This is a genomic window from Pseudoalteromonas sp. S554 (assembly GCF_005930865.1).
GTDB classification, from domain to species: domain Bacteria; phylum Pseudomonadota; class Gammaproteobacteria; order Enterobacterales; family Alteromonadaceae; genus Pseudoalteromonas; species Pseudoalteromonas marina.
On record NZ_PNDV01000033.1, the window covers coordinates 95,780 to 103,020 of the forward strand.

A 7,241-nucleotide genomic window follows, 5' to 3' on the forward strand; every position below is an offset into this window, starting at 1 on the left:
TAGCTAAGAATGGACGTATTAAAGTGTCTACAGATTTGCAACTAAGGAAAGTAAGATTATAGTTTATATGAATATCACATGAAATGAACTAGCTTGTCCCTACTTCTGTACTAACTGCTTTTTCAAAAGTACGATGTCGCATAATCGTGTATCCCAACTAATATTATGCTTTTCAAAAATCTCATTTTTGTCAGAGGTGTTATGATAAGTACCTGCACCCATTTGCGGTTTAGCTATAAGTTTACCAGTGACAATATCTTGCCACGATTTAATAAACAAATTTAAAATCGACTTCTGCAGTGTCACATATGATGATGCTAGTGTCTCTTTTTGTAAATTAAAGTCGAGTTCACGTTGTACCAAAATATCACCAGTATCCAGTTTATCATCAACTAGATGAATAGTTACGCCCTTTGGCGTATTATCGTAAAAGCTCCAAAAATTTGGATCTGCACCTTTGTTCCAAGGTAAATAACTAATGTGTAAGTTAATTATTTTACCAAAATACTCAGCAACAATATCTGGTCCAATAATATGACGATAACCATGACTAACGATAAAATCAGGCTCGATTTGGATTACTTTTTCAATGCTTATAGCAGTGGATGTAAAAAGCAACTCGTAATCGAAATGCTTTAACCATTGATACACCGCAGTTTTCTCAGTGCCTAAAAAGAGTACTTTCAACCTATCGCTTCCATTACCTTATTATATATCCGCTCAACCCCTTTGGCGTCACAAATTTTTAGGCCATTAAACTTCAAATCATCATATTTTTCAATCAGCTCAGATACCGCGAAAGGAAGTTTATCTTCTATTTGTTCAAGTTTAATTTGAATCGCAATGTTCTCTAAAACAAGGGCATCACAAATATCGCGCTGGTTATCAGCAATGGGTACTATTATGCTTGGTAACCCGATACAAGCACGCTCCCAACATGAAGATCCCGCAGCACCTATTGCAACATCGTGTTCTATCATAATTTCTGCCATATTATCAATATGGTCAAAATGTTTAATAAACTTAGGGTATCTGTTTACAAACTCTTTAACCAATTGATAGTTTATTGCACTAGGTCTTAATAAGACTGTTGCCTGAAAATTAATGCGAGCTGTAACCAGGGTTTGTAATACACGCAATGTACCGTTAGGCTCATCACTTGCACCAAAACTAATTAGCACTCTGAGAAAACCATCAAGTGAAGATTTAGTCACAGTGTTACGGTAATTTAGCAGCTTTGGATTGAGCATTGCGTATCTTGTGCCCGTCAAGATACAGCTGCTGTCAGAGTCGGAATAAGCGGCAGGTGTGCAATTAAGAGTTTGGTCAATTACCACATCGGCAACATGTCGTCTTTTTAAATCATCGATTGCAACCATTTTACAATTAAAATGCTGCTGCACTTGTGACTGCCATTTATAATCAAGGGCATAATTATCAACAATTACTATATCAACCTGCAGATTATATGAACAAAACTGTTTAGCATCTTGTTGCCAACTTACCCCTATCCAGCTTTCATATGAAGAAAGTAACTGAGAAGATGATGGCTCTTGATTGTGCAGTGTAACCACCTCAAATTCAAGACTCTTCAAAAAGGGGATTAAATTGCCGGGCAAATCTCTGCATACAAATGCGATTGTGTGACCATGCTCACGAAAGCAACGTGCTAAGTTAAGACAGCGCATAACATGCCCCGCACCAATTTGACTTGATGAGTCAACTCTAATCGCTATGTGCATCTATTTTTGCTTATTTGGATATGCATCGTCGATTTGTTTATATAGTAAGCTTATACCTACACGCTCATCTACATCTGTTCTCAATTCGCGCGCAGAGTGAGTAGAAATATCTGTTGCTAGCATCGAGTAAAGCGGATTCCATGTAAACATTCTACTATGATCAAATTTGTAACTGTACAGACCTTCACAGTGGCTATATTTATTCTTGTAAGGATATGGAGGTAAAAAGTCCTGAATAATAATATACCCACCATTTTCCAACACCTGATCAACCTTTGCTGCGATGGTAAATAAATCTTCTCTGTCGCATAGGTAAAGGCAAAAACCAAGAATCACTAAGTCAAAACTATCTTTTTCGAAATCAATTGAATCAGCTGTTGCTACAGACAAATGTAAATGTGGATAATTCTGTTTCCCAGTTTCAATTGCGGAAGATGACGGGTCTACGCCGTACCCGTCCGAACCGAATTCCTTGAACAAAGAATGAAGCCTTAAACCATTTGCACAACCAATTTCAAGTACACGTTTAGGAGACAGCTCTTGCGCTTTGATAAAATCAATAACCTTATCTTTGCTGCTTTCACAGTAAACTTGTTTGTTACGCTCAAACCACTTATCCCCTTCGGAAGAAAGGAAAATTTCTCGCTGTTCTATTTTCATACGCTTTTACTCTATCCAAACATCTGCATCATCTATAATATCTATTTTATAAGGGTTAATTAAAAACTCCCCTTTCATGTCTTTGATATAATCAATAGTATATTTAGATGCTGCAGCATAATTAGATAACGATTCCTGCTCATCATTTGAAGAGTATAATACATGCAGAAGCACAGAGTGAGAGTGTAATAAACTACCTCTCAATAAATCATCAAATACACTAAATTTACTAGCACTAAAACTCTTTAGACGATCTAACTGAGACTCTAATACTTCAATTGTATCATCAACGCTTTTTGGGTTAGCAGAAAGCTGCTCTATGAAGAAATCACATAAATCTATAAAGTGATGCTTATTTTCTAATATGACCTCATCAAAAAAGTCTAATGTTGAATCTTCAGGATCAATAAAAAGGTTATTATTTATTAACTCAATTAATAATTTCTTATTTAAAATTTCAGAAAATGATATGTCATCGGAGTGTGTAGGCATTGCTCCTGATATTTTGGCCCCATTGCTACAGTTTATAACATTTAAGTGGGGTTTAGCAGCAAGAAAACTTTCTATAACTCTACGTGAGTAATTATATATTGAGTCAGTTTTAACTTCTTCTACAAAGTTACCTTTAACCGAAATAGTATTATCGATTTTATATAAATCTCTATCTTGCTCTTTATCATTTTGATCATAATAGATGCTTTTTTTCGAATGGTGTTTATCTCCGACATATCCCATATCTACGCCAAATAAAAACACTTTATCCATTCCCATACTTTCGCAAAATGACAAAGCACAATTTGTTACTGTAGGGTTGCAGTACGACAATACGGCATAGTCACCAGGTTCGACATCTGGGTTCTGTTGATGAAGTGTGCTGCCAGCTTCACCCAATTTTATAGCTTGAACAGAATTGTCAAACAGCTCAAATACACTTGGGTGAACAGTATTCAAAGCGAGTAGAGTAATCCCTTTAAAATAACTCTTATCATCTATGATATCTAAAACTGTTCTCGTTATTAAACAACGTTCCATTTCACAATGATAATCAGGCTTTATACCATACTTATATAATGCACCAATAGCAGTTCCGCAGCTTATTATAATCGACTTATCTTTATTATTTCTTAAAAAATCGATATCTTCATCTAGAGATGGGCCATTAGCAACTACAAACACAGGTATGTTGGATAGCATCTCTAATTTTTTATTTTTTAATAGCTTGATTTTATTTTTCAAATTATTCTGAAAATGCCCAATACTCATTAAAGCATCATCAAAAAATCCTAGTCCTAACAAGTTCAAATCAAAACTTTTCGATACTTCAGATACCGATTCAAGTAAATCCTTTTCAAGATAATGTACATATATATAACTTCTGGCAGAATGAAATCGGCCAATTTTAAAGAACAATCCAGAAACCTCATTCACAAGGTTTTTGTTTGATTCAGGCTTGCCTAAACTGAAGTGTAACTGACCACCATCCATGTCCAATTTATTTAAAATATCATTCCAATCATTCAAATACAGACTTAAATAAAATAAGTCTAGACTTGGCTCATATATGAACATATTTTTAATTTTATGGTTCTGCACAACTTGATGTATATGACAACCTGCACCAACACCAAAAAACATCATTGACGATATAATCGTCGGTAGTTTATCGTTGTTTCTTTGGATTGAATTTAAAAAGCTTGTTAATTTAGCTAAATGTTTGGTATGAATAAATCTATCAATATCATCTTGTCTTTCATCAAAGGCTTGCTGAAATAATTGAGGATCTTTATAAAAGCGTTTACATTGTAAAAATGAACTCTTAAATACATTATCTTTATACAAATATTTTTTGTCTTTAGTATCAAAAATGTTTAATTGTTGATTCTCAAAAGTCAGTTCATACCTTTTTAGTGTGTAATTATTAAAGCTGTGAAATATATCAGGATAAAATTTGAAAAACGCAGCCATATTATCTTCATATCGCTCCGACATATCAAAATCAGGTTGGATAAACTCATCTGAAAACTGAGTTAGCTCTCTTTCTAAATTAACTTTTTTTGTTAACTTTTTTTGCAGAGCTTCTAAAGCTTTTATCTGCTGATTAATTTGGCTTTCAAGGTTATCTGACATATTAAATCTTCTAAAGTTTATTTTCTGTATATTTTTTCGAGGCGAGCTTTTTCTTATTCAGGTTATAAAGCTCGGTCAACAGCTTGTGTTTTTCATTTAGAGCCACCTCACTACCGATAGAGTCAGCATTAGATATCGTATCAATTAATGATTGAACTTTATTTTTTTCATCAACACTTAAATTAGTCAGTTCTGATTGAGCAACTTCTTGAAATAAACTGTTTCTCTTTAATAATAATTTTAAAGCATCGTCAAAATGATTATTTGATAAGTTCGTGTTTAGATCTTTAGTAATGATTAAAATTTCATTTAAAATTGTTATGCAATTTGACTCTGGCATCTTACTGCTTAGCTTCCGATATCAATTTAATCCCTAAAGCTTTGTCTGACTCACTAATATTGTCCCAAGCTTCTTTGATAGGAAAAAATAACTCTTTAATCTCATCTAATATCTCAGTCGAGTTTTCAGCATTAGCATCAGTTAGACGAACTGTTATGTAGTTATAAAGGCTATCTAAATTACCTGCAATTTCCGCCCCTTCTTTCAAATTTAGGCCGCCCTGTAAACCGCCTACAATTTTTATTGCTTTGTTAATGCTCTTATTTTTTCCTTCAATATCAGTCCTTTCTATACACACTCTGGCTTGATAAACCTGAGATAATAACTCACGCATTAAAATCTGAATCACTTGATGCGGATTCGCACCTGACAATGGTAATTCTTTTTGAGCTTGTTGATATTTACTGATACGTGTATTCATTTTAAACCTTATTTTTTAGTAGAAACACTCGTTAGTATGCTTGAAATGTAAGAACTTGATGTTTGATATTGAGCAATTAAACTATCTAAAGAGGCGTATTTACTTCTAAGCGATGCCTCTAAATTAACTAACCTCTCATTCAAACTTTCCCTATCTATTTCTATACTCTCTAACGATTCGTTTAAAGACTCTTCGCGCTTTATAAGTGAGCCACTACTACTTGTGTATAAATTAATTAGGCCATCTACTTTTTTAACTAAGCCATCATCGCTACTAAAGAAATTTTGAAAGTCGCTGTAATTATTTTCTAAAGTATCATCAAAAGTATCTTGACCACTTGTTAAAGTCCCTATGCCTGTAGCTGACTTCTCCATCTCACCAAAACGATTAAAAGTGATACCGAGTTCCATAAGAGATTGTATCTCAGTACTTCCACCTAAATCGTTTGTAAACATTCTTTGCAATTGTTGTTCCACACTGCGAATATTACTATCAGAGGCAAGCATTCCACTTGTTGGATTCGATAATGTATCTAACTGCTCTTTTAAGGTGTTATAGGCGCCAATAAATTCATCAACAGCTTTTACAGCAACTTCTGAATCAACTGAAACATTGAATGTCTGAGCTTCTGTGGTAACCTTGTTTAAAGTAATCGTTGTACCTTGTATTTTGTCATTAAGGGTATTTGACGAGCTACTAACCTCCTGACCATTTATCAACGTTTCTGCATTAACGGCATTTTGTAGAATAGACACTCCTCCAGCTGAACTCGGAGCACTACTAGCTATAGAAGCAAGTGAATCATCGTCAGCAGCAACCGAAAGAGTATTCCCGTCACCTGTTTTAGATGAGCTATAAGTTAGTACGGCCCCTGCATCACTATTAACAATATTTGCACTTACCCCAAAGTTTTCACTTGTTTGATTTATTTTATTTCTTATATCTTCAAGCGTATCAGTTGCTAAAACTTCAATTGAAAACTCTGAGTCACCAGCACTCAGTGTCAAATTTCCGGCACCTACGGTATCATTAACACTATTTAAAGCCGATGATTGTAACTTAGAGCCCGAAGCTAACTGCGATACCTCTATAGAGAACTCACCTGCCTGCATCGAACTATCTATATCAACATTAAATGCTTGGTCGCCTTCTAATATACCATCACTAAACTGCACTTTACGAGAGTCATATGTTTCTTCCTCTCCTAAGGTAGCTAGAGCTGTGTTGAAAGTGTCCAGTGCAGCTTTAAATGTGCCCACGCCAGATAACTCTGTCGTATAATTGATTTCTCGAGCATTAAGCTGCTTCGTTTTAACTTCACTTTCGGCTTGAATTGTTACTTCAATTATAGACTCAAGATCTAACCCCGAGCCTACACCGGCTGATGTGATGCTGGCCATAATGTATCCTTAAATTTCTTGATCAAAAAGTAAGCCTAATGAACTACCAAAAATCTCTTCTTGAAGTCTATCAATTTTTTCAGCTAACTCTAATACCTCTTGGCTTGGGATCTGTCTTATAATTTCATTTGTTTCGGTATCTTTAACTACAACAAATGATTTTTTAGATTCTTCGTGAACGCTAAACTCAAACTTTTTAGTCTTAAGCTGAGAGAGAGACTCTATTTTACCAATTGACTCCTGCAAATTTTGAGCCAAAAAACCATTCTCCACATCACCTTGATACTTGGATTCCTGCTGTTCACTGTCGGTTTTCTCAGTGGACTCCGTGTCTTTGCTCACTGGTGAGTTAATGTTTGTGCTCACCGACATTTTCAGCGAACTAATATTACTTGACTCCATTTTTCCTCCAAAAAAAAGCTTCATACACCAAGCATCTCAGTATACAAAGCTTTTTAATATATGAACTAACTTTATTATAGCAGAGACAAAGCAATCTGAGGTTGCTGGTTAGCCTGAGCTAACATCGAGCTTGATGCCTGTTGTAATAC

Annotated in this window: 8 protein-coding genes; all 8 read right to left on the minus strand. The window is 34.8% G+C overall.

Annotation, left to right across the window (positions count from 1 at the left end):
• Positions 1–99: 99 nt before the first annotated feature.
• Genes CWB65_RS08310 through CWB65_RS08345 form a run of 8 tightly spaced genes read right to left on the minus strand, consistent with a single transcriptional unit; the run spans position 100 to position 7,092 of the window.
• Positions 100–687 (minus strand): formyltransferase family protein, encoded by a 588-nt coding sequence (locus CWB65_RS08310; protein WP_138740387.1) that lies wholly within the window; start codon positions 685–687, stop codon positions 100–102.
• Complete coding sequence (gene pseG / locus CWB65_RS08315) at positions 684–1,742, minus strand: UDP-2,4-diacetamido-2,4,6-trideoxy-beta-L-altropyranose hydrolase (RefSeq protein WP_138740388.1); 1,059 nt, start codon at positions 1,740–1,742, stop codon at positions 684–686. Before pseG ends, CWB65_RS08310 begins: the two co-directional genes overlap by 4 nt.
• Positions 1,743–2,402, minus strand: a complete 660-nt coding sequence (locus CWB65_RS08320) for a class I SAM-dependent methyltransferase (protein WP_138740389.1) — start codon at positions 2,400–2,402, stop codon at positions 1,743–1,745.
• Between the two features lie 6 nt (positions 2,403–2,408).
• Entirely contained in the window at positions 2,409–4,529 is a 2,121-nt protein-coding gene (locus tag CWB65_RS08325) for a motility associated factor glycosyltransferase family protein (RefSeq protein ID WP_138740390.1), read from the minus strand.
• A gap of 10 nt (positions 4,530–4,539) precedes the next feature.
• Complete coding sequence (locus CWB65_RS08330) at positions 4,540–4,869, minus strand: hypothetical protein (protein WP_138740391.1); 330 nt, start codon at positions 4,867–4,869, stop codon at positions 4,540–4,542.
• Position 4,870: 1 nt separating this feature from the next.
• Entirely contained in the window at positions 4,871–5,290 is a 420-nt protein-coding gene (fliS, locus tag CWB65_RS08335) for a flagellar export chaperone FliS (protein ID WP_138740392.1), read from the minus strand.
• 8 nt (positions 5,291–5,298) lie between these two features.
• Positions 5,299–6,690 carry a flagellar filament capping protein FliD gene (gene fliD / locus CWB65_RS08340; RefSeq protein ID WP_138740393.1) on the minus strand — a complete coding sequence of 464 codons (1,392 nt, stop codon included), beginning with the start codon at positions 6,688–6,690 and terminating at the stop codon, positions 5,299–5,301.
• Positions 6,691–6,699: 9 nt separating this feature from the next.
• Positions 6,700–7,092: a flagellar protein FlaG gene (locus CWB65_RS08345; RefSeq protein ID WP_171047580.1), complete on the minus strand. Its 393-nt coding sequence runs from the start codon at positions 7,090–7,092 to the stop codon at positions 6,700–6,702.
• Positions 7,093–7,241: the final 149 nt, after the last annotated feature.